Source organism: Streptomyces sp. Root1310 (assembly GCF_001426425.1).
Lineage (GTDB): Bacteria > Actinomycetota > Actinomycetes > Streptomycetales > Streptomycetaceae > Streptomyces.
In genome coordinates this window covers 1664781-1685583 of the sequence record NZ_LMEQ01000001.1, presented here as the reverse complement: position 1 = coordinate 1685583, position 20803 = coordinate 1664781, and the positions used below count along the sequence as shown (strand labels likewise).

At 71.5% G+C, this 20803-nt stretch carries 20 protein-coding genes; 11 read left to right on the top strand and 9 right to left on the bottom strand.

Going from position 1 to position 20803, the window contains the following annotated elements:
- Positions 1-52 precede the first annotated feature (52 nt).
- Positions 53-1315: a hypothetical protein gene (locus ASD48_RS07235; RefSeq protein WP_057601052.1), complete on the top strand. Its 1263-nt coding sequence runs from the start codon at positions 53-55 to the stop codon at positions 1313-1315.
- A 78-nt stretch (positions 1316-1393) separates the two neighbouring features.
- Here the strand turns inward: ASD48_RS07235 and ASD48_RS07230 are convergent, their stop codons facing one another.
- Positions 1394-2890: an oligopeptide:H+ symporter gene (locus ASD48_RS07230; protein ID WP_057600533.1), complete on the bottom strand. Its 1497-nt coding sequence runs from the start codon at positions 2888-2890 to the stop codon at positions 1394-1396.
- Between the two features lie 527 nt (positions 2891-3417).
- On the opposite strand from ASD48_RS07230, the gene ASD48_RS07225 reads away from it, so the two are divergent.
- Together ASD48_RS07225 and ASD48_RS07220 are read left to right on the top strand one after the other, a co-directional pair.
- Entirely contained in the window at positions 3418-4095 is a 678-nt protein-coding gene (locus tag ASD48_RS07225; protein WP_020128522.1) for a response regulator transcription factor, read from the top strand.
- A gap of 143 nt (positions 4096-4238) precedes the next feature.
- The gene (locus ASD48_RS07220; protein ID WP_057600532.1) at positions 4239-5513 is read left to right on the top strand and encodes an ATP-binding protein; all 1275 of its coding nucleotides are present in this window, start codon (positions 4239-4241) and stop codon (positions 5511-5513) included.
- A gap of 6 nt (positions 5514-5519) precedes the next feature.
- Here ASD48_RS07220 and ASD48_RS07215 read toward each other — a convergent pair whose 3' ends face one another.
- Positions 5520-6044, bottom strand: coding sequence for a GtrA family protein (locus ASD48_RS07215; RefSeq protein WP_063887404.1), 525 nt, complete (start codon positions 6042-6044; stop codon positions 5520-5522).
- 198 nt (positions 6045-6242) lie between these two features.
- Between ASD48_RS07215 and ASD48_RS07210 the strand changes: the two genes are divergently transcribed.
- The 3 genes from ASD48_RS07210 to ASD48_RS07200 are packed head-to-tail and all read left to right on the top strand — an operon-like array spanning position 6243 to position 9105.
- Positions 6243-7403 carry a 5-(carboxyamino)imidazole ribonucleotide synthase gene (locus tag ASD48_RS07210; RefSeq protein ID WP_199875655.1) on the top strand — a complete coding sequence of 387 codons (1161 nt, stop codon included), beginning with the start codon at positions 6243-6245 and terminating at the stop codon, positions 7401-7403.
- Positions 7400-7921 carry a 5-(carboxyamino)imidazole ribonucleotide mutase gene (purE, locus tag ASD48_RS07205; protein ID WP_079073641.1) on the top strand — a complete coding sequence of 174 codons (522 nt, stop codon included), beginning with the start codon at positions 7400-7402 and terminating at the stop codon, positions 7919-7921. Before ASD48_RS07210 ends, purE begins: the two co-directional genes overlap by 4 nt.
- A gap of 5 nt (positions 7922-7926) precedes the next feature.
- Positions 7927-9105, top strand: a complete 1179-nt coding sequence (locus ASD48_RS07200; protein ID WP_057600529.1) for a dipeptidase — start codon at positions 7927-7929, stop codon at positions 9103-9105.
- On the opposite strand, the gene ASD48_RS07195 is transcribed toward ASD48_RS07200, so the two are convergent.
- Positions 9054-10193, bottom strand: a complete 1140-nt coding sequence (locus tag ASD48_RS07195; protein ID WP_057600528.1) for an alkene reductase — start codon at positions 10191-10193, stop codon at positions 9054-9056. The two genes, ASD48_RS07200 and ASD48_RS07195, sit on opposite strands and share 52 nt — an antisense overlap.
- A gap of 61 nt (positions 10194-10254) precedes the next feature.
- Here ASD48_RS07195 and ASD48_RS07190 point away from each other — a divergent pair, with 61 nt between their 5' ends.
- Positions 10255-10614 carry a MerR family transcriptional regulator gene (locus ASD48_RS07190; protein ID WP_057600527.1) on the top strand — a complete coding sequence of 120 codons (360 nt, stop codon included), beginning with the start codon at positions 10255-10257 and terminating at the stop codon, positions 10612-10614.
- 126 nt (positions 10615-10740) lie between these two features.
- Complete coding sequence (locus tag ASD48_RS07185) at positions 10741-11955, top strand: dipeptidase (RefSeq protein ID WP_057600526.1); 1215 nt, start codon at positions 10741-10743, stop codon at positions 11953-11955.
- A 65-nt stretch (positions 11956-12020) separates the two neighbouring features.
- Here the strand turns inward: ASD48_RS07185 and ASD48_RS07180 are convergent, their stop codons facing one another.
- Both ASD48_RS07180 and ASD48_RS07175 read right to left on the bottom strand, forming a co-directional pair.
- The gene (locus ASD48_RS07180; RefSeq protein WP_057600525.1) at positions 12021-12419 is read right to left on the bottom strand and encodes a VOC family protein; all 399 of its coding nucleotides are present in this window, start codon (positions 12417-12419) and stop codon (positions 12021-12023) included.
- Between the two features lie 295 nt (positions 12420-12714).
- Entirely contained in the window at positions 12715-13074 is a 360-nt protein-coding gene (locus ASD48_RS07175; protein WP_057600524.1) for a VOC family protein, read from the bottom strand.
- Between the two features lie 93 nt (positions 13075-13167).
- Between ASD48_RS07175 and ASD48_RS07170 the strand changes: the two genes are divergently transcribed.
- Positions 13168-13695: a CGNR zinc finger domain-containing protein gene (locus tag ASD48_RS07170; RefSeq protein WP_057600523.1), complete on the top strand. Its 528-nt coding sequence runs from the start codon at positions 13168-13170 to the stop codon at positions 13693-13695.
- 189 nt (positions 13696-13884) lie between these two features.
- Here ASD48_RS07170 and ASD48_RS07165 read toward each other — a convergent pair whose 3' ends face one another.
- Positions 13885-15228 (bottom strand): UDP-glucose/GDP-mannose dehydrogenase family protein, encoded by a 1344-nt coding sequence (locus ASD48_RS07165; RefSeq protein ID WP_057600522.1) that lies wholly within the window; start codon positions 15226-15228, stop codon positions 13885-13887.
- Between the two features lie 198 nt (positions 15229-15426).
- On the opposite strand from ASD48_RS07165, the gene ASD48_RS07160 reads away from it, so the two are divergent.
- On the top strand, positions 15427-16584 hold the full coding sequence (locus tag ASD48_RS07160; protein WP_020128535.1) for an acyl-CoA dehydrogenase family protein: 1158 nt from the start codon (positions 15427-15429) through the stop codon (positions 16582-16584).
- Positions 16585-16687: 103 nt separating this feature from the next.
- Here the strand turns inward: ASD48_RS07160 and ASD48_RS07155 are convergent, their stop codons facing one another.
- Entirely contained in the window at positions 16688-17248 is a 561-nt protein-coding gene (locus ASD48_RS07155; protein ID WP_057600521.1) for an acyl-CoA thioesterase, read from the bottom strand.
- Between the two features lie 120 nt (positions 17249-17368).
- Here ASD48_RS07155 and ASD48_RS07150 point away from each other — a divergent pair, with 120 nt between their 5' ends.
- Positions 17369-18649, top strand: coding sequence for an LCP family protein (locus tag ASD48_RS07150; protein ID WP_057600520.1), 1281 nt, complete (start codon positions 17369-17371; stop codon positions 18647-18649).
- A gap of 66 nt (positions 18650-18715) precedes the next feature.
- On the opposite strand, the gene ASD48_RS07145 is transcribed toward ASD48_RS07150, so the two are convergent.
- Together ASD48_RS07145 and ASD48_RS07140 are read right to left on the bottom strand one after the other, a co-directional pair.
- Entirely contained in the window at positions 18716-19078 is a 363-nt protein-coding gene (locus ASD48_RS07145; protein WP_057600519.1) for a four-helix bundle copper-binding protein, read from the bottom strand.
- 130 nt (positions 19079-19208) lie between these two features.
- Positions 19209-20579, bottom strand: a complete 1371-nt coding sequence (locus ASD48_RS07140) for an LCP family protein (RefSeq protein ID WP_057600518.1) — start codon at positions 20577-20579, stop codon at positions 19209-19211.
- Positions 20580-20803: the final 224 nt, after the last annotated feature.

The following is a 20803-nucleotide window of genomic DNA, read 5'->3' as shown; positions in this document are numbered from 1 at the left end:
ACCTGACCGTGCGCCCGCGCGGAAGCGAGCGGCAGCGGCGGGCGCCGCCGTCCTGTTGACCGGGGCGGCCGTCCTGCTGGGCGTGAGCGCCGGGCAGGCCCAGGCCGCCGAGGTGGCGTACGCCACCAAGTGCGTTCCGCCCTCGGGCATCGGTCTGCCCGACGTCAACGGCACCACCAAGGTCGAGATCACCGCACCGGCGACGGCGAAGGTCGGCGACACCGTCGACGTCGTCTGGAAGTTCACCCAGGCCGCGTCGAAGAACCCCGACATCATCGACCTGCCCGCGAACTCGGTCCAGCCGTCCGGCACCCTCAAGGCGGCCGGCGCGCAGACCGCCGACATCGCGATGCAGGGGCCGCGCGAGAACCCGGCGATCCCCAAGGGCGGCGCGATGACGCTGTCCGACATGAAGGGCACGCTGAAGCTGACGGCGGCCGGGCAGGTGACACTGACCCCGGACGCGTACGTCGTCAACGCGCTGTCCACGGACACCAAGTGCGCGCCGACGGAGGCCGTCCAGCCGGCGGCGACCATCACCGTGACGGCGGGGGAGGGGGGTTCGGGATCCGGCTCGGGCTCGCCGAGTACGTCGCCCGACCCCTCGCAGAGCCAGAGCCAGTCACCCTCGGCGAGTGCCTCGGCCACCCCCAGCACCTCCCCTTCGGCGTCCGAGACCGGCGACGGCGGTCAGACCGACTTCACCGGCAAGGTCGTCGACATCCCCTACACCTGCCAGTCGCCGATCGGCGAGAAGAAGGCGACCTCGCCGATCCAGATCAACGCCAAGAAGAACGGCGGGAGTTACGACCTCACCGTGCAGTTCAAGAAGTCGGTCATGGACAGCCCGATCGACATCCCGGCCGGCAAGGTGAAGCCGACCATGCAGATCGTGCTGGGCGGCGCGGACTCCGGCTCGGTCAAGGTGGAGGGCCCGCTGAACTCCGCGCCGATCCCGCAGAACGAACCGATCGAGATCCCGGACCTCACGGGCGTCTACAAGCCCGGCGCGACCGGTGAGTCCACGCTCTCCCCGGGCGTCCTCACGATCGAGGCCATGGGCACGACCACCACCTGCACCCCGGACAGCACGGCCGTCTCCCTCACGCTGAACACCGCGGAACAGGCGAGCGGAGCGTCCGGCGGCAGCGGCTCGTCGTCGTCCTCGGGCGGCTCCGCGGCGACCGGCGGAGGCCTCGCGGAGACCGGCTCCGGCGACCACGGCACCCTGAAGGCGCTGGGTCTGGTCGCGGGTACGGCGATCCTGCTGGGCGGCGCGGTGTTCACGTTCATGCCCAGGAGAAGGGCGAGCTGAGCCGCGCGGCGCGCAACGACGGAGGGCCGCCGCACCCACGCGGGTGTGGCGGCCCTCCGGCATGCGCGGGAGCGGACGTCAGTGGACGTCGCCCATCAGCGCCTTGACCTTCTTGCGGTACATCCACACCGCCACACCGGCGACGACGGCGAGCACCGCCTCCAGGGCGACTATGCCCGTCTTGTTGAGGTCGACGCCCGCGATGGACAGCAGGCCGGTCGTGGCGTCACCGGCGGTGACGGCCAGGAACCAGACGCCCATCATCTGCGAGGCGTACTTCGCGGGAGCCATCTTCGTGGTGACCGACAGGCCGACCGGGGAGAGGGTCAGCTCGCCGACGGTCTGCACGAAGTAGATCGCCGCCAGCCACAGCGCGGCCGCCTTGTGACCGCCCTCGGCGATCGACAGCGGGGCCAGGAAGAGGAAGAAGGACGCGCCGACCAGGACGAGACCCATCGCGAACTTCGTCGCGGTGCTCGGCTCCTTGCCGCGCCGGGCCAGGGCCAGCCAGGCCCAGGCGAAGAGCGGGGCCAGGGCCATGATCAGGACCGGGTTGACCGACTGGTACCAGGAGACCGGGAAGTCCCAGCCGAGGACGCTGTTCTCCGCGGAGGACTCGGCGAACAGGGACAGCGTCGAACCGCCCTGGTCGTAGATCATCCAGAACACGGCCGCGGCGACGAAGAACCAGACGTACGCGGTCAGCTGGGACTGCTCGGCGCGGTCCAGCTCCTTGTCGCGCTTCATCCGGGCGATGACGACGACCGGGATGAGCAGACCGGCGACGGTGATCGGGACCAGCAGCCAGTTCAGCGTGTAGACGCCGGAGACACCGACGACCGCGTAGAAGACGATCGCGACGGCCGCCCAGAACGCGGCCTTGCGCAGAGTGGCCGCCTTCTCCTGCGCGGACAGCGGCGTGGGGACGACGTCCGAGCGGGAGCTCAGGTGGCGGCTGCCGAGCAGGAACTGGGCGAGGCCCAGACCCATGCCGAGCGCGGCCAGCGCGAAGCCCAGGTGCCAGTTGACGTTCTCACCGATGGTGCCGATGATCAGCGGCGCGGCGAACGCGCCCAGGTTGATGCCGATGTAGAAGAGCGTGAAGCCACCGTCGCGGCGCGGGTCGTCGGGCCCGTCGTAGAGGTGGCCGACCATCGTCGAGATGTTGGCCTTGAGCAGACCCGAGCCGATGGCGACCAGGCCGAGTCCGCCGTAGAAGGTGCCGGCGTTCGGCAGCGCGAGGGTCAGATGGCCGAGCATGATGATCGCGCCGGCAACGGCGACGGTCTTGCGGGGGCCGAGCACGCGGTCCGCGAACCAGCCGCCGGGCAGGGCGAGCAGGTACACGAGCGACAGATAGACCGAGTAGATAGCGGTCGCGGTCGCCGCGCTGAGGTGCAGGCCGCCGGGAGCGACCAGGTACAGCGGGAGCAGGGCCCTCATGCCGTAGTAGGAGAATCGCTCCCACATCTCGGTCATGAAGAGAGTGGCCAGTCCGCGGGGGTGGCCGAAGAAGGTCTTCCCGGAGCCGGGTGTGCCCGGGCGGACCGAGTCCTTCGTCAGGCTGGACGCCATGTCGTTCCTTGCTGCTCGGGACGCGCGCCGCGATGGAGCGTTGCGCGCCCGGTGGGGGGCGGCCGGCACCGGCGGAGCGCGTCGTCCACCCCCACGCCCCGGGGGAGTCCGCTCCGGGTCTCGGAGCGGCGGACGGCGACCACCGGGATCCACGCCCCCTCGAGTCGGGGGCCCGGCCACAGGTCATTCCTTTCGAGGCCGGCGGGGACCGGCCCGCACACAAAGGAGACCCTCGACGTCAAGCCGACCGCCGAAGGTCCATGCGTGCTACAGGCGTTACCTCACCATACGGCAGCACAACGCCTGATATGGAAGGACTTGAGACACGGATCACAGGTGATCAAGGAACCGTGGGCGAGCTTTCGAAGGTCTCCACCAGGATGCCATCCACCGACCGTAGGTCCGTACCAAGATCTACGGAGGGACGGCCGACCGCTCGGCACGCCGCCTGTCCGGCATGTCCGTGAGTAAGAAACAGCCGGGCGATCACACTTCGGCCGCCGCCCGGCGCGGACTACCATCAGCTCATGACCCGTGTACTGCTCGCCGAGGACGACGCGTCCATCTCGGAGCCGCTGGCCCGCGCCCTGCGCCGGGAAGGTTACGAGGTCGAGGTGCGTGAGGACGGCCCCACCGCGCTCGACGCCGGAATGCAGGGCGGCGTCGACCTGGTCGTGCTCGACCTCGGGCTGCCCGGCATGGATGGTCTGGAGGTGGCCCGCCGGCTGCGCTCGGAGGGACACGCCATCCCGATCCTCATCCTGACCGCGCGCGCCGACGAGGTGGACACCGTCGTCGGTCTGGACGCGGGCGCCGACGACTACGTCACCAAGCCCTTCCGGCTCGCCGAACTGCTGGCCCGGGTCCGGGCCCTGCTGCGGCGCGGCGCGTCCGAGCCCCAGCAGCCGCCCGCCACGCACGGCGTCCGCATCGACGTGGAGTCGCACCGCGCCTGGATGGGCGAGGAGGAACTCCAGCTCACGGCCAAGGAGTTCGACCTGCTGAGGGTCCTCGTCCGCGACGCGGGCCGGGTCGTCACCCGCGACCAGCTGATGCGCGAGGTCTGGGACACCACCTGGTGGTCGTCGACCAAGACCCTCGACATGCACATCTCCTGGCTGCGCAAGAAGCTCGGCGACGACGCGGCGAACCCCCGTTACATCGCCACCGTGCGCGGCGTCGGCTTCCGCTTCGAGAAGAGCTGAGCGCTGCTGAGCGCTCCGCGGGGGTGGGCCCGGCCGTGCGCGTCGCGTGGCCGGGTGCGTCGGTGGGGACCGGTCGCGCCGTTCCCCGCGCCCTGAGCCGGTTTCCCGCGCCGGTCCTGTGAAGTCACCGTCCGGAGGGCACCGTGCGTCGCCGTCTCATTCAGTCCACCCTCGCCGTGGTGCTCGTCGTCATCGCCGTGTTCGGGGTGTCCCTCGTCATCGTCGAGACCCGCACCATCAGCAACAGCGCCCAGGAACGGGTGGACTCCGAGGCGCTGCGGCTGGCCAGCATCGTGGACAGCCGGCTGGTGGGCTCCGAGCACGTCACCGCCGAGATACTGCGCGACCAGGTCACGCAGGACCGCTACGCCGAGATCCGGATCCCCGGCCGGACGGTCATCCAGGTCGGCACCAGGCCCCAGGGCGATGTGATCAAGGCGACGGCCCGGGGCGAGGAGGGCGAGACCGTCCTCGTGCAGGAGCCGCGCTCCACCGTCACCCGGGAGGTCGGCCGCACGCTGCTGATCATCGGCCTGGTGGCGCTGCTCGCGGTGATCGCGGCGGTGCTGCTGGCCATCCGCCAGGCCAACCGGCTCGCCTCCCCCCTGACCGACCTCGCCGAGACGGCGGAGCGGCTGGGCTCGGGCGACCCGCGGCCCCGGCACAAGCGGTACGCCGTTCCCGAGCTCGACCGGGTCGCCGACGTCCTCGACGCCTCCGCCGAGCGCATCGCCCGCATGCTGACCGCCGAGCGCCGTCTCGCGGCGGACGCCTCCCACCAGCTGCGCACGCCGCTGACGGCCCTCTCCATGCGTCTGGAGGAGATCACCCTCACCGACGACCCGGACACCGTGAAGGAGGAGGCGACGATCGCCCTGACGCAGGTGGAACGCCTGACGGACGTGGTCGAGCGCCTGCTGACCAACGCCCGCGACCCGCGCACCGGCTCGGCGGTCACCTTCGACCTCGACGAGGTCATCCAGCAGCAGCTCGCCGAGTGGCGCCCCGCCTACCGCGGCGTGGGGCGGGCCATCGTCAGCTCCGGCAAGCGCCATCTGCGGGCGGTGGGCACACCCGGCGCGGTCGCCCAGGTCCTGGCCGCCCTGATCGAGAACTCCCTCATGCACGGCGGCGGCACGGTGGCGCTGCGCACCCGTGTCACCGGCAACCAGTCCGTGGTCGAGGTCACCGACGAGGGTCCCGGCGTCCCCGCCGATCTGGGCGCCCGCATCTTCGAGCGGGCCATCAGCGGCCGCAACTCCACGGGCATCGGCCTGGCGGTGGCCCGCGACCTGGCGGAGGCCGACGGCGGCCGTCTGGAGATGCTCCAGGCCCAGCCCCCGGTCTTCGGACTGTTCCTGTCCAGTACGCCCCCGCAGAAGCGGACCGCGGAGGACGGCGAGCCGACGGTCAGATAGGGCCCGTCAGCCGACCCGGGTGCCGGCCCTCGGCTCGGGCTTGCGGGTCTGCTCGGTCACCGTCAGGAACGGCTCGGGGCCGGTCACGCCGGCCACGGCCTCCTTCGCCGGCAGCGTCCGGAACACCCACGTCCGGTACGACCAGAACCGGAACAGCGTCGCGATCCCGATGCCGACGAACTTGAACACATTGCTCTGGATCGGGCTGTCCCAGCCGAAGCCGTACGTCGCCGCGAACAGCAGACCGTTCTCGATCACGAGTCCCACCGCGCTGAACAGCAGGAACAGCGTCATCTCCTTCGTTCGCCCGCTCTTGTCGCGGTCACGGTAGGTGAAGTAGCGGAACCCCACGTAGTTGAAGGCGATGGCCACGACCGTCGCTATGACACTGGCCCGCACCACCTGGAGGTCGGTGAGATGCCGGACAAGGTTGAAGACCCCGAGGTTGACCAGCAGCCCCGCGCCGCCCACCGCTCCGAACTTCGCGAGCTCGCGGACGACCCTCCTCAGCCCCGAGGAACCATGCGCCATGGTCGTACAGGCCCCCGTCCGGGTTCGGTTTCGTCAACCCAGCCATGCTAACCACCACTCTTGTCGGTTTCCTGTGGTCCGGCTCACGGGCCCGTGACCAGCGGGGAAGAAGCGGGGAAACGGTCGGTATGAGACGGGAAAGGTCCCGGTAAGAGGCGCGGAATTCGGCCGCGCCGGCGTGGCCGATACCCTGGGGGCGTGACGTTCCCGGTAGTCGGCATGGTCGGCGGGGGCCAGCTCGCTCGTATGACACACGAGGCGGGCATCCCGCTCGGCATCAGATTCAAGCTCCTCAGTGACACCCCACAGGATTCCGCGGCGCAGGTCGTGAGCGATGTCGTCATCGGCGACTATCGCGATCTCGACACGCTCCGTGAGTTCGCGCGCGGGTGCGATGTGATCACCTTCGATCACGAACACGTACCCACCGAGCACCTCAGGGCGCTGGAGGCGGACGGCATCCCCGTCCGCCCGGGCCCCGACGCGCTGGTGCACGCCCAGGACAAGGGGGTGATGCGCGCGCGGCTCGACGCGATCGGCGTTCCGTGCCCCCGGCACCGGATCGTGACCGACCCGGCCGATGTCGCCGCGTTCGCCGCGGAGGGCCTGGCCGAGGGCGCCGGCGGCGACGGCTTCCCGGTGGTCCTCAAGACCGTCCGCGGCGGCTACGACGGCAAGGGCGTGTGGGTCGTCGACTCGGTCGAGGAGGCGGCGGAGCCCTTCCGGGCCGGCGTCCCGGTCCTGGCGGAGGAGAAGGTCGACTACGTCCGCGAGCTCGCCGCCAACGTCGTGCGCTCCCCGCACGGGCAGGCCGTCGCCTACCCGGTGGTCGAGTCACGGCAGGTGAACGGCGTCTGCGACACGGTGATCGCCCCGGCGCCCGGCCTGGACGGCACCCTCGCCCTGCGGGCCGAGGAGATGGCCCTGCGGATCGCCAAGGAACTGGACGTCGTCGGGCACCTCGCCGTCGAGCTGTTCCAGACCCGCGACGGACGCGTCCTCGTCAACGAACTGGCGATGCGCCCGCACAACTCGGGTCACTGGTCGATGGACGGCGCGATCACCTCGCAGTTCGCCAACCACGTCCGCGCCGTCCTCGACCTCCCCCTCGGCGACCCGCGTCCGCGCGCCGGGTGGACGGTCATGGTCAACGTCCTCGGCGGCGACTACCCGGACATGTACTCCGCGTACCTGCACTGCATGGCCCGCGACCCCCAGCTGAAGATCCACATGTACGGCAAGGACGTGAAGCCCGGCCGCAAGGTCGGACACGTCAACACCTACGGCGACGACCTGGACGACGTCCTCGAGCGCGCACGTCACGCAGCCGGTTACCTGAGAGGCACGATCACCGAATGAGCCCTGTTGTAGGCATCGTCATGGGGTCGGACAGCGACTGGCCGGTCATGGAGGCCGCCGCGCAGGCCTTGGACGAGTTCGAGATCGCGTACGAGGTCGACGTCGTCTCCGCGCACCGCATGCCGCGCGAGATGGTCGCGTACGGCGAGCAGGCGGACGGGCGCGGGCTCAAGGTGATCATCGCGGGCGCCGGCGGCGCCGCCCACCTGCCCGGCATGCTCGCCTCCGTGACCCCGCTGCCGGTGATCGGCGTGCCCGTGCCCCTGAAGTACCTGGACGGCATGGACAGCCTGCTGTCGATCGTGCAGATGCCGGCCGGTGTCCCGGTCGCCACGGTCTCCGTGGGCGGTGCCCGCAACGCCGGTCTGCTGGCCGCCCGCATCCTCGCCACCCAGGACGAGGAGCTGCTCGCCCGCATGCGGGACTTCCAGCAGGAGCTGAACGACCAGGCCACCGAGAAGGGCAAGCGCCTGCGTGCCAAGGTCGCGGGTTCGAACGGCTTCGGTTTCGGAAAGTGACGCAGATGACCTCACTGGACGCGGCCCGCGAGCTCCTGCGCGAGTTCCCCGTCGTCGACGGCCACAACGACCTGCCCTGGGCGCTGCGCGAGCAGGTCCGCTACGACCTCGACGCCCGTGACATCGCCGGCCACCAGCACGCCCACCTGCACACCGACATCCCCCGGCTGCGCGCGGGCGGGGTCGGCGCGCAGTACTGGTCGGTGTACGTGCGCGCGGACCTGCCCGACGCGGTCCCGGCGACGCTGGAGCAGATCGACTGCGTACGGCGGCTCATCGCCCGCCACCCGCGGGACCTGCGGGCCGCGCTCACGGCCGCGGACATGGAGACGGCGCGCACGGAGGGGCGTATCGCCTCGCTCATGGGGGCGGAGGGCGGCCACTCCATCGCCAACTCGCTCGGCACCCTGCGCGGCCTGTACGCACTCGGGGTGCGCTACATGACGCTCACCCACAACGACAACGTGGACTGGGCGGACTCCGCGACCGACGAGCCCAAGGCCGGCGGCCTGACCGCGTTCGGCCGCGAGGTCGTGCGCGAGATGAACCGCGAGGGCATGCTGGTCGACCTCTCGCACGTGGCGGCGACGACGATGCGGGACGCGCTCGACGCGACGGCCGCGCCGGTGATCTTCTCGCACTCCTCCGCGCGGGCGGTGTGCGACCACCCCCGCAACATCCCGGACGACGTCCTCGGACGCCTCTCCGCCAACGGCGGCATGGCGATGGTGACCTTCGTGCCGAAGTTCGTCCTGCAGGCGGCGGTCGACTGGACGGCCGCCGCCGACGACAACATGCGCGCCCACGGCTTCCACCACCTCGCCACCACGGCCGAGGCGATGAAGGTCCACCGGGTCTTCGAGGAGACGAACCCCCGCCCGATCGCCACCGTCGCCACGGTCGCCGACCACCTCGACCACATGCGCGAGGTCGCCGGCATCGACCACCTCGGCATCGGCGGCGACTACGACGGCACCGCCTTCACGCCCGACGGCCTCGACGACGTCTCCGGCTATCCCAACCTGATCGCGGAGCTCCTCGACCGCGGCTGGTCCCGGCCGGACCTCGCCAAGCTGACCTGGCAGAACGCGGTACGCGTGCTCGGCGCGGCGGAGGACGTGGCCCGCGACCTTCAGGCGACCCGGTCGCCGTCCCACGCGACGATCGAGTCGCTGGACGGCTGAGCGGGTCCGTCGGACAGGGCGGGGTAGTCGGTGTAGCCGACCGCCCCGCCCACGTACATCAGGTAGCGCTCCCGCAGCGGGTTCAGCGGGGCCCCCTGCCGCAGCCGGGCGACCAGGTCGGGATTGGCCAGGAACGGCCGTCCGAGGGCGACCAGGTCGGCCCCGGCGGCGAGCAGCCGGTCGACCGCGCGGGAGACGGCGTCCGCGGTGAGTTCCGTCAGCACGGGGTTGGCGACGAGCGCCCCCGGCCACTCGGCCCGGATCCGGCGGAACAGCGGTGCGTCCGGCTCGGCGTACACCACGTGCAGGTACGCGAGCCCGAGACCCTTCAGCCGCTCGACGAGCGCCGGGTAGAGCTCCGCCGTGTCGTCGTCCTCCTCCTCGATGCCGTTGAAGGTGACGCCGGGCGAGATCCGTACGCCCACCCGCTCCGCGCCGATCTCCGCGGCGACCGCCTCCGCCACCTCCGCCGCGAACCGGATCCGCCGGGCGACCGGGCCGCCGTAGGCATCGGTGCGGTGGTTGGTGTTGCCGGCCAGGAACTGGTGCAGCAGATGGCCGTTCGCGGCGTGCACCTCCACGCCCTCGAACCCGGCGTCGAGCGCGTTGCGGGCGGCCGAGGCGAAGTCGGCGACGGTGGCCGCGATGTCGTGCGGGTCCATCTCCCGGGGCGTGACGGCGGGCCGGTGACCGTCCGGCGTGAAGATCGTCTCCGGCAACGGGACGGGGGAGGGGGCGACCGGCGTCAGCCCGCTGGTCGCCGGATGCCCCACCCGCCCGCCGTGCTGGAGCTGGAGGAACATCCGCCCGTCCGCCTCCCGTACGGCGTCGGTGACCCGCCGCCATCCGGCCACGTGCTCGGGCCGGTGGATCGCGGTGATGTTCGGATACGTCTGCCCGACCGCGTTGGGCGTGGCGGCCTCGGCGATGATCAGGCCGGCGGACGCACGCTGGGCGTAGTACTCGACCATGAGGTCGCCCGGCGTGCCGTCGGCGGCGGCTCGGTTGCGGGTCAGCGGGGCCATGACGAGACGGTGGGGGAGGGGGAGTTCTCCCAGCCGGAACGGGGTGTCCTTGGTCGGTGTCATGGCGGTACCGTAAAAGCTGACACTGATGTCAGCTTCAAGTCATTCGGGACCGGGGGCGGCCATGCGGATCGGTGAACTGGCGCGGCGCACGAACGTCAGCGAGCGCTCCCTGCGCTACTACGAGGCCCAGGGGATGCTGGCCGCCGACCGCACCCCCGGCGGCCACCGGGACTACCCCGAGCGGGCCGTCGACCGGGTCGTGCTCATCCAGGAGCTGTTCGCGGCCGGGCTGCACAGCACCAGGATCGCCCAGCTGCTGCCCTGCATGCGGGACTCCGACGGCGGCCCCTCGGCCGTCGCCACCCCCCGGCTGGTCGCCGACCTCGCCGCGGAGCGCGACCGCATCGACCGCACCATCGCCGACCTGGTCCGCTCCCGGGACACCCTGGACGAGGTGATCCGGGTGGCCGAGGGCACCTGACCGGGCGCCGGGGCGTCCGTACCCCGATCGCCCAGTGACCCGTACCCCGAACGCCCCGTCCACCAGGAAGCCGGCCGTCCGCCGTGCGACGGTGACCGTACTGCTGATCGACGTACGGAGACCGCCATGGCCGACCTCCATGACGAGCCGCACACCCTTCCCGAGGTCGGTGAGCTCGACGGCGAGGCGCAGGCGGCTCCGTCCGGCCCGTCCGGCCCGCCCAGCCCGTCCGGCCCGTACGCGCCGCTCACGGCCGAGAAGGCCGCGGAGGCCGTCCTCCCGGCCCTCGATGTCGCCGAGGCCGTCCAGGCCGCGCAGGAGGTGCTCGAGAGCACCCCGCTGGAGCGCGCCCGCGCCCTCCTCGCCGCGCACCCGGTCGCCGACGGCTACAGCGGACTGCCCTCGGCCCTGCGGCACCTGCCCTGCTACGACCTCCAGCTCGGCGAGAGCGCCGTCGACACGGACGTGCCCCGGCTGCGCCGGGGCAATGTCGGCGCGCTGCTGTGGTCGCTGCACCTGCCCGAGGGCCTCGCCGCCCACCGGGCCGTCGGGGCCACCCTGGAGCAGCTGGACCTCGTCCGGTCGGTGATCGCCGCCCACCCCGAAGGGCTGCGGCTCGCGCGCAGCGCCGGACAGATCATCGACGCCCGCAACTGCGGCCGCGTCGCCGTGGTCCTCGGCCCGGCCGCGGCGGCCGCGCTCGACGACTCGCTGGGCGTCCTGCGCGTGCTGCACTCCCTCGGGCTGCGCGTCCTCACCCTCTCCGGCACCTCCTGGGCGGGGGGCGACGCGGGACTGACCCGGTTCGGCGAGGAGGTCGTGCGCGAGATGAACCGGATCGGCGTGCTCGCCGACCTCTCCGGCGCCGGCGACCTCACCGTCGGCCGCGTCCTCACCCTCTCCAAGACGCCGGTCCTGTGCACCCGTTCCGCCGCCCGCGCGCTGCGCCCCCACCCCGCCAACCTGTCCGACGAACTGCTCGCCGGGCTGGGCGAGGCCAGGGGACTCTGCCTGGTACCGCTGACCGCCGAGCAGACCGGCCCCGGCCTGCGGGACGTGGCCGACCACCTCGACCACGTCCGCGCGATCGCCGGCCCGGACTGCGTCGGCCTGTCCGGGCTCTACGACTCCGGCGCCGCCCACCCGCAGGGCCTCGCCGACGCCTCCGGCTATCCGCACCTGATCGCCGAGCTGCTCCGCCGGGGCTGGCCGGAGACCGACATCGCCCTGCTGACCTGGGGCAACGTGCAGCGTGTCCTGCGCACCGCCGACTTCACGGCCCGCGCGACCCAGGACCGCAGGGAGCCGTCGACGGTGCGGATCGCGGAGCTGGACGGATAGCGCCGCCGGGCAGGTCGTCGGACAGGGCGTCCGGCAGGCCGTCGCGGGACCGCCGGGCGGGGCCGCTACGGGTGCTCGACCCGGCACAGGCAGAACGGATGCCCCGCCGGATCGGCGTACACCTGGAAGTCCTTCTTCTCCCGGTCCTCCAGATCCAGCGGCCGCGCGCCCAGCGCCAGCACCCGCTCGTGGGCCGCGTCGATCTCCGCCCAGGTGGCGCCGCCGTCGAGGTCGAGGTGGAACTGCTGCGGATTGCGGTCGGCGCGCGGCCACTCCGGCGGGGTGTACCCCTCGACCTGCTGGAACGCGATCCGGGGACCGCCGGGCACGTACAGGACGAACCAGTCGTCCTCACCGTCCTCGGCCTCGGGTGTACCGCCCAGGACCGCCGCGTAGAAGTCGGCGAGCGCGCGCGGGTCGGGGCAGTCGAGGACGACGGAACGGAAGCGGGCGACGGGCGGCATGGAATCCTCCTGGCGAGCGCGGTACGGGGCTTGGACACGGGACGGTCGTAAGGTTTCAGCGCTGCGGCCGGCTTCGGCGCCCGAGCGCCTCACCGGTCGTGGGGCGGCAGCGTCTGCGCCGCCTCACCGGTCGTGCGGCTTCGGCGTCTGCGCAGCCCACCGGGTGTGCGGCCTCAGCGGTCGTGTGGCTTCAGCGGTCGTGTGGCTTCAGGGGTCGTGTGGCTTCAGGGGTGTGCGGGGTCATCGGTCGTTGCGGCTTCAGCGGTCGTGCGGGGTTCCGGTGGGCGTGCGGGTCTCAGCAGCTGCACAGGCAGAACGGGTGCCCAGCCGGATCCGCGTACACACGCCAGCCGCGCGAACGGTCCTCCGCGTCCAGCGGCTTCGCGCCCAGCGCCAGCACGCCCCGCTCGGCCGCGTCCAGGTCGTCGACGGTCAGGTCCAGATGGAACTGCTGCGAGTGCTGGGGCGCGGGCCACGCGGGCGGTACGAACCCGGCGGCGGCCTGGAAGGCCAGCGACTGACCGCCGGGCACCCGCACGTCGACCCAGTCCCCCTCGCCCTCGACGGTGCCGCCCAGCACCTCGGCGTAGAAGCCGGCCAGGGTGCCCGGGTCGGGACAGTCCAGAACGACGACACCCAGCTTGGCGAGAGCCATGACTTCCTCCTGGCGATCGGACTGGTTACCTCCAGAGCCGGGTAACCAGTAACGGTTACTGCATGCTCCCGCATTGGCGGTAACGTCGCAAGCATGAATGACCGATCGGCGGCACCCGGGAGCCTGGCCCTGGTCGAGGCCCTGGTGAACACGCTCGACCTCGAGTCGGGCGCGGACGCGCTGGACACGGCGGAGGGCCGGGCCCGGTTCGGGCTGCCGGAGAACACCGACGCCGCCGGGGACGCCGTGGGCGAGGTGGCGCGCGCCCGTGAGCTGCGCGAGTCGCTGCGCGCGGCCCTGCTGGCCCACGCGGGCCATCCGCCGCACCGCGAGGTGACCCCGCTGGGCGAGCTGCTGGCGTCGGCGCCCCTGCTGGTGACGATCGACGAGCAGGACGGCTCCGCCCGCCTGGCCGCCGCCGGCGCGGCCTCGCTGCTGTCCCGTACGGCCGCCGCGGTGGCGGAGGCGCTGATCGCGGGCACCTGGACCCGGCTGAAGGCCTGCGAGGCCGCCACCTGCCACTGGGCGTACTACGACCGCAGTCCGGCGGGCCGCGGGCGCTGGTGCTCGATGCAGGTGTGCGGGGCGCGCGCGAAGATGCGCCGGTACCGGGCGAAGTAGTTCACCGGCCGGGGCACAGGCCGGTGGTGCAGAATGCAGCAAGACGCCGGTTCGGCCGACTGAGCCTCGGCCGAACCGGCGTCGCTCCGTGGACCTGTGCCCGCGCCTCGCGTGCGGGCGTGCCCGTACCGGCGCCGATGCCCGCGCCCGCGCCCGGTACGGCGCCGGTGGCCGCGCTCGCTTCTGCGCTTACGCGGTCGGGCGGCCCATCGCCCGGTACGTCCATCCGGCCTTGCGCCACAGGACCGGGTCGAGCGCGTTGCGTCCGTCGAGGACCAGCCGGGTCGTGGCGACCTCCCCGAGCAGCGCCGGGTCGAGCTCGCGGAACTCCTGCCACTCGGTGAGGTGCAGTACGGCGTCGGCGCCCCGGACGGCCTCCAGGGCCGAGTCCGCGTACGCGAGCGTCGGGAAGACCCGGCGGGCGTTGGCCATGCCCTTCGGGTCGTACACCGTGACCTGCCCGCCCTGGAGATGGATCTGACCGGCGACATTGAGGGCCGGCGAGTCCCGTACGTCGTCGGAGTCGGGCTTGAAGGTGGCGCCGAGCACGGCGATCCGCTTGCCCAGGAAGGACCCGCCGCCCAGCGCCTGCCGGGCCAGCTCGACCATCTGTCCGCGCTGACGCATGTTGATGGAGTCGATCTCGCGCAGGAAGGTCAGCGCCTGGTCGGCACCCAGCTCACCGGCACGGGCCATGAAGGCCCGGATGTCCTTGGGCAGACAGCCGCCGCCGAACCCGATCCCCGCCCGCAGGAACTTCTTGCCGATCCGGTCGTCGTAGCCGATGGCCTCGGCCAGCTTGGCGACATCGCCGTCGGCGGCCTCGCACACCTCCGCCATGGCGTTGATGAAGGAGATCTTGGTGGCGAGGAAGGAGTTCGCCGAGGTCTTCACCAGCTCGGCGGTGGGGAAGTCGGTGACGACGAAGGGCGACCCCTCGCCGATCGGCGTCTCGTACACCTGCCGCAGCAGCGCCTCGGCCCGCTCGCTGCGCACCCCGACGACGATGCGGTCCGGGTGCAGGGTGTCCTGGACCGCGAACCCCTCGCGCAGGAACTCCGGGTTCCAGGCGAGCTCGGCGTCCGCGCCGGCGGGCGCCAGCTCGGCGATCGTCCGGGCCAGCCGGTCCGCGGAGCCCACCGGCACGGTGGACTTGCCGACGACGAGCGCGGGCCGTGCCAGATGCGGCGCGAGGGAGCCCATGGCGGACTCGACGTACGACATGTCGCACGCGTACTCACCGTGCTTCTGCGGGGTGTTGACGCACACGAAGTGGACGTCGCCGAAGGCCCCCACCTCGGCCCAGTCCTGGGTGAAGCGCAGCCGTCCGCTGGACCCCTCGAACCCGGGGACGTGCCGGCGCAGCAGCTCCTCGAGCCCCGGCTCGTACATGGGGGTCTCGCCGCGTTCCAGCATCTCGATCTTCTCGCGCACGACATCGAGAGCGAGCACCTCGAAACCCAGCTCGGCCATGGCCGCGGCGTGCGTGGCGCCGAGATAGCCGGTGCCGATCACGGTGATCTTGAGGGCCATGAATGCTCCAGGTGGGGATGGCGTCGCTGCGCGCCCGAGCATAGTCGGGGCGTGCAGGCTCCCCTCACCGGGCAGTTGTCAGAGGAAAGCCCCCTGTCGCCAAACTCACGTATCACTCGGGTGGGTGGACGCCTAAAATTTGAGTTACTTAACGGTAATTAGCGTCGGTGACCGTAGCGTTTTGGAGCGTGAGACACCTTGGCCGGATCGGCTGACTTCGACCTGTACCGCCCGTCCGAGGAGCACGACATGCTCCGCGACGCCATCCGCTCGCTGTCCGAGGCGAAGATCGCGCCGTACGCCGCCGCGGTGGACGAGGAGGCCCGCTTCCCGCAGGAGGCGCTGGACGCGCTGGTGGCGAGCGACCTGCACGCGGTGCACGTCCCCGAGTCGTACGGCGGCGCGGGTGCGGACGCCCTTGCCACGGTGATCGTGATCGAGGAGGTCGCCCGGGCCTGTGTGTCCTCCTCGCTGATCCCCGCGGTGAACAAGCTCGGCTCCCTGCCGGTGATCCTCTCGGGCTCCGAGGACCTGAAGAAGAAGTACCTGACGCCGCTCGCCAAGGGCGACGCGATGTTCTCGTACGCCCTCTCCGAGCCGGACGCGGGCTCGGACGCGGCCGGTATGAAGACCAAGGCGGTCCGGGACGGCGACCACTGGATCCTGAACGGCGTGAAGCGCTGGATCACCAACGCGGGCGTCTCCGAGTACTACACGGTGATGGCCGTGACGGACCCGACGAAGCGCTCGAAGGGCATCTCGGCCTTCGTCGTGGAGAAGTCCGACCCGGGTGTCTCCTTCGGGGCCCCGGAGAAGAAGCTGGGCATCAAGGGCTCCCCGACCCGTGAGGTCTATTTCGACAACGTCCGGATCCCGGCCGACCGCATGATCGGCGAGGAGGGCACGGGCTTCCTCACCGCGATGAAGACCCTGGACCACACCCGCATCACGATCGCCGCGCAGGCGCTGGGCGTCGCGCAGGGCGCCTTCGACTACGCCAAGGGCTACGTCCAGGAGCGCAAGCAGTTCGGCAAGGCGATCGCCGACTTCCAGGGCATCCAGTTCATGCTCGCCGACATGGCCATGAAGATCGAGGCCGCCCGTCAGCTGACGTACGCGGCGGCGGCCAAGTCCGAGCGGCTGGACGCCGACCTCACCTTCCAGGGCGCGGCCGCGAAGTGCTTCGCCTCGGACGTGGCGATGGAGGTCACCACGGACGCGGTCCAGCTCCTCGGCGGCTACGGCTACACCCGGGACTACCCGGTGGAGCGGATGATGCGCGACGCGAAGATCACCCAGATCTACGAGGGCACGAACCAGGTCCAGCGCATCGTCATGGCGAGGAACCTGCCGTAACCGGTCACGGAGCGACGGCCGGAGGGCGCCCGGGGGACCGGGCGCCCTTCGCCGCTTCCGCTCCTTCGCGGAGACGGCGCCGGCGGGCGGGCGGATTGCCCGCTCAGTCCTCGAGCCCCTCCGCGATCCGGCGCTCGCGCAGTTCCCTGATCGCCCGGCGCCGGGCCAGCCGGTGGGTGCGGCGGATCTGGGCCTCCTGGTAGCGGCGCTTGTCGCGTTCCGTCTCCGGGAGGACCGGGGGGACCACGCGCGGCTTGCCGTCGGCGTCGACGGCGGCGAAGACGAGATAGGCCGAGCCGACCTGGGTGGGCGGAGTCGACTCGTTCCAGCGCTCGGCCAGGACCCGGACCCCGACCTCCATCGACGTCCGGCCGGTCCAGTTGACCTGGGCCTTCACATGGACGAGGTCGCCGACGCGGACCGGCTCCAGGAACACCATCTCGTCCATGGAAGCGGTGACGGCGGGCCCACCCGAGTGCCGTCCGGCCACCGCGCCCGCCGCGTCGTCCACGAGTTTCATGATCACACCGCCGTGCACCGTGCCCAGCAGGTTGGTGTCGTTGTGGGTCATGATGTGGCTGAGGGTGGTGCGGGACGCGGATGTGGGCTTGCCCGGGATGTCCGGGGTGCTGCCCGAGTCCGCCGCGGTGACCTGGTCTGTCATGTCCTCCACCTTATGCCGACGGGGACAAGCCGGGACTTTGTGTCAGCTTGGCAACAGCGGGGCCCTGATTCTCCGACGGCCCTTGTAAGGCACACAGCCCTGCCCTGCACACTGGTCCGCATGAACGATTGGCCCGAGGGGTGGTCCGACAGTGACCGCGGCAACCGGTACGGCGGCGGCAGCGCGAACGCGCAGCCCGAGAGCCCGCGTGTCATGCGGCAGGTCCGCCGCGGCCCGGCCGCGCCGCCGCAGGGCGCCGGAGTCCCGCCGCAGCCGTCGTACGTCAACGGCCAGGGATACGGCGACTACACGAACGCCCAGAACACCGGCTACGACAGCGGCTACAGCTCGGGCGAGGTCTACGGGGGCGGCGGCGACCCCGGCGGTCCGGGGGGCCTCGGCACCCGCGCTCCGCGGCCCGCGCCGAACTGGCGCCGCCGCATCAAGTGGACGGCGATCACCGTCCTGACCGTGCTGGTCGTCACATCGGTGGCCACGTACTTCTGGGCCGACGGCAAGCTGAACCGCGAGGTCGACCTGTCGAAGGTGATCGACCGGCCCGAGGCGGGCGAGGGCACCAACTACCTGATCGTCGGCTCCGACAGCCGTGAGGGCATGTCCGCCGAGGAGAAGAAGGAGCTGCACACCGGTTCCGCCGAGGGCAAGCGCACGGACTCGATGATGATCCTGCACACCGGCTCCAACGGCGACACGCTGATCTCGCTCCCGCGCGACTCCGACGTGGAGATCCCGACGTTCGTCGGCTCCGAGTCCGGCAAGACCTACAAGGGCACCGGCCGGCACGTGAAGCTGAACGCCGCCTACGCCGAGGACGGGCCGGAGCTGCTCGTGCGCACAGTCGAGTTCAACACCGGTCTGCGCATCGACCACTACGTGGAGATCGGTTTCGCCGGCTTCGCGAACATCGTGGACTCGGTCGGCGGCGTCGAGATCGACATCCCGCAGGACATCAAGGACACCAAGTCGGGCGCCGACTTCAAGAAGGGCAAGCAGACCCTGAACGGCGAGGAGGCCCTCGCGTTCGTCCGCACCCGGTACGCGCTCGCGGGCTCCGACCTGGACCGTACGAAGAACCAGCAGAAGTTCCTCGCGGCCCTCGCCAACCAGGTGGCCACCCCGGGCACGGTCCTCAACCCGTTCAAGCTCTACCCGACCATGAGCGCGGGCCTGGACACCCTGATCGTCGACAAGGACATGGGCCTGTACGACCTGGGGTCGATGTTCTTCGCGATGAAGGGCGTCAACAGCGGTGACGGCAAGTCGATGAACATGCCCATCTCCGGTTCCACCGGCGGCAACCTCGTCTGGGACAAGGCGAAGGTGAAGACGCTGGTCAGCCAGCTGAAGAACGACGAGAAGGTCACCGTCTCGGGCAACTGAGCCGGCCGCACGGCGCTGCACTCAGGGGCACCCGCACGGGTGCCCCTGAGTTCGTTCGGGCGACGGTCACATGGTGGCGCCGGCCATCGTGCGGCACATCTCGGCGCAGCGGCGACAGGCCTCCGCGCAGCGCATCATCTGCGGATCGTCCGGCATGGCCATACACGCCTCGGCGCACATCTCGCACGCCTTGGCACACATCGCGCACATCTCGGCCGACATGGGCGAGCGCCGCATCATCATGTCGGCGCACATGCGGGTCGTCTCCGAGCAGTCCATGAGCGCGCGCATGATCTGCATCTGGACCTGGCCGCCCATCTGCATGCAGGAGCTCATGGTCTCCTCGCAGATGCTGTGGCAGGACATGCACGCCTCGACGCAGTCCTGCATCTGCTGGCTCATGGCGGTCATGGTTCCGGGCTGGGTCATGGCTCCTCCTGGGGGTGAGGGGGCCCGGCGGGCCCCGTGCGTGCCCTTCCGTCGTACGCCTCCCACGTGCCCCGCGCCATCGGGCGGACGGCTCCATTCCGTACGTTTCGCGACATAAACGCACATCTGCCTAGGGGCAGCCCACCTCGTCCCCCCGCACCACTGCCGACTCGCCCTGCTCCACATGGGCCGCCCGCACCTTGCGGACCTTGTGGAAGTCCGTGCCCGCGATGACCTTCAGCGTGGACCCGAGGCCCTTCACCGCCCGCAGTTCGCTGCCCGGCAGGGCCGTCGCGAGCGACTTCGCGGAGCGGTCCCAGCGGGGGTCGTAGGCGACGACCGTGCGCCGGGCCGAAGGGTCGGCCGCGCTGACCGGCTGCCGGGTCGTACGGAAACCCGTCGCCGCCAGCGCCGCGTCCACCCGCTTGCCCAGTCCCGCCGTGCGGGTGCCGTTCTCCACCTGGACGCGGATCTGCTCCGGGGCCACGTCCACGCGGGTGGCTCCGCCGTCGCGCGGCCGGGCCCCCGCGGCGGCGAGGGGCTCGTCCTCGCGCAGGGCCCGGAAGAGACGCTGCGCCTTCACGGTGTCCCACTTGAGCGTCGAACCGAGGCCCTTCACGACGTATCCCATCTCGCCGATGGGGACCGTCGTGAACTCGGAGGAGGAGGGGGAGAAGGTGCGCATCGCCCGGCCGAGGTCGAGGAGCTCGTCCGTGCCGAAGCCCCGGTCGGCCCGTACCGAGCCGAGCACCGCCCGCGTCACGTCCCGGAACCGCAGCGGGTTCAGCAGCACCCCGGAAGAGGTGGCCCGGTCCACCAGGGCCGCCAGGAAGCGCTGCTGCCGCTTCATCCGGCCCAGGTCGGAGGAGGCGTCCGTGTGGCGGGAGCGGACGTACTGGAGGGCCTGGCCGCCCTTGAGCGTGTGTGCGCCCGGTGCCAGGTCCAGGCCCGTGTACGAGTCCTTCAGGGGCTCCGCCGTGCAGATCCGCACGCCGCCCAGCACGTCCACCGTCTTCATGAAGCTGGTGAAGTCGACCTCCAGGTAGTGGTCGATCTTCACGTGGGTCATGTTCTCGACCGTGCGGACGGTCAGCTGCGGACCGCCCTCCGCGTACGCCGAGTTGATCTTGATCGGGTGGCCGCCGTGCTCCTTGCCGGTGACCTGGTCGGTGTGCGGCGGCGTCTCGGCGTAGGAGTCGCGCGGGAGACTGACGACGCTGGCCCGCTCACGGTCCTCCGAGATGTGCACGATCATGATCGTGTCGGTGCAGTGACAGGGGGCCCCGCCCAGGCGGTAGCGGCGGCGCTCCGTCTCCGTGATGTCGTCGCGGCCGTCGGTGCCGACCAGCAGGACGTTCATGCCGTGGCCGGCCCGCGGACGGTTCTTCATGTCCTTGAAGGGGTCGACCCGGGCGATGTCCGCGTCGAGACCGGCGACCACCGAGTGGCCGATCCCCGCGGCGGCGAGCAGCACCACCGAGAGCGTGGTCGTCGCCCGCATGGCCCAGCGGGGGCGTCCGCGTCGGGCGCTGGGACGGGGTGCGCGGCGCCGCGGGTGGGGTCGACGCGGGGGCCGGGGCGGTGTGGGGGGCATACGGGGCACCTCCGGGCGGCGGCGGTGGGCGGGGGGAGCCGTTGGAACGGTAGGCCCATACGATCTGCCGACCGGCGCAGCGCACCCGGCGGGGCGGGCCGTGTCCCCCGTTCGCGGTAACGTGAGCCCCC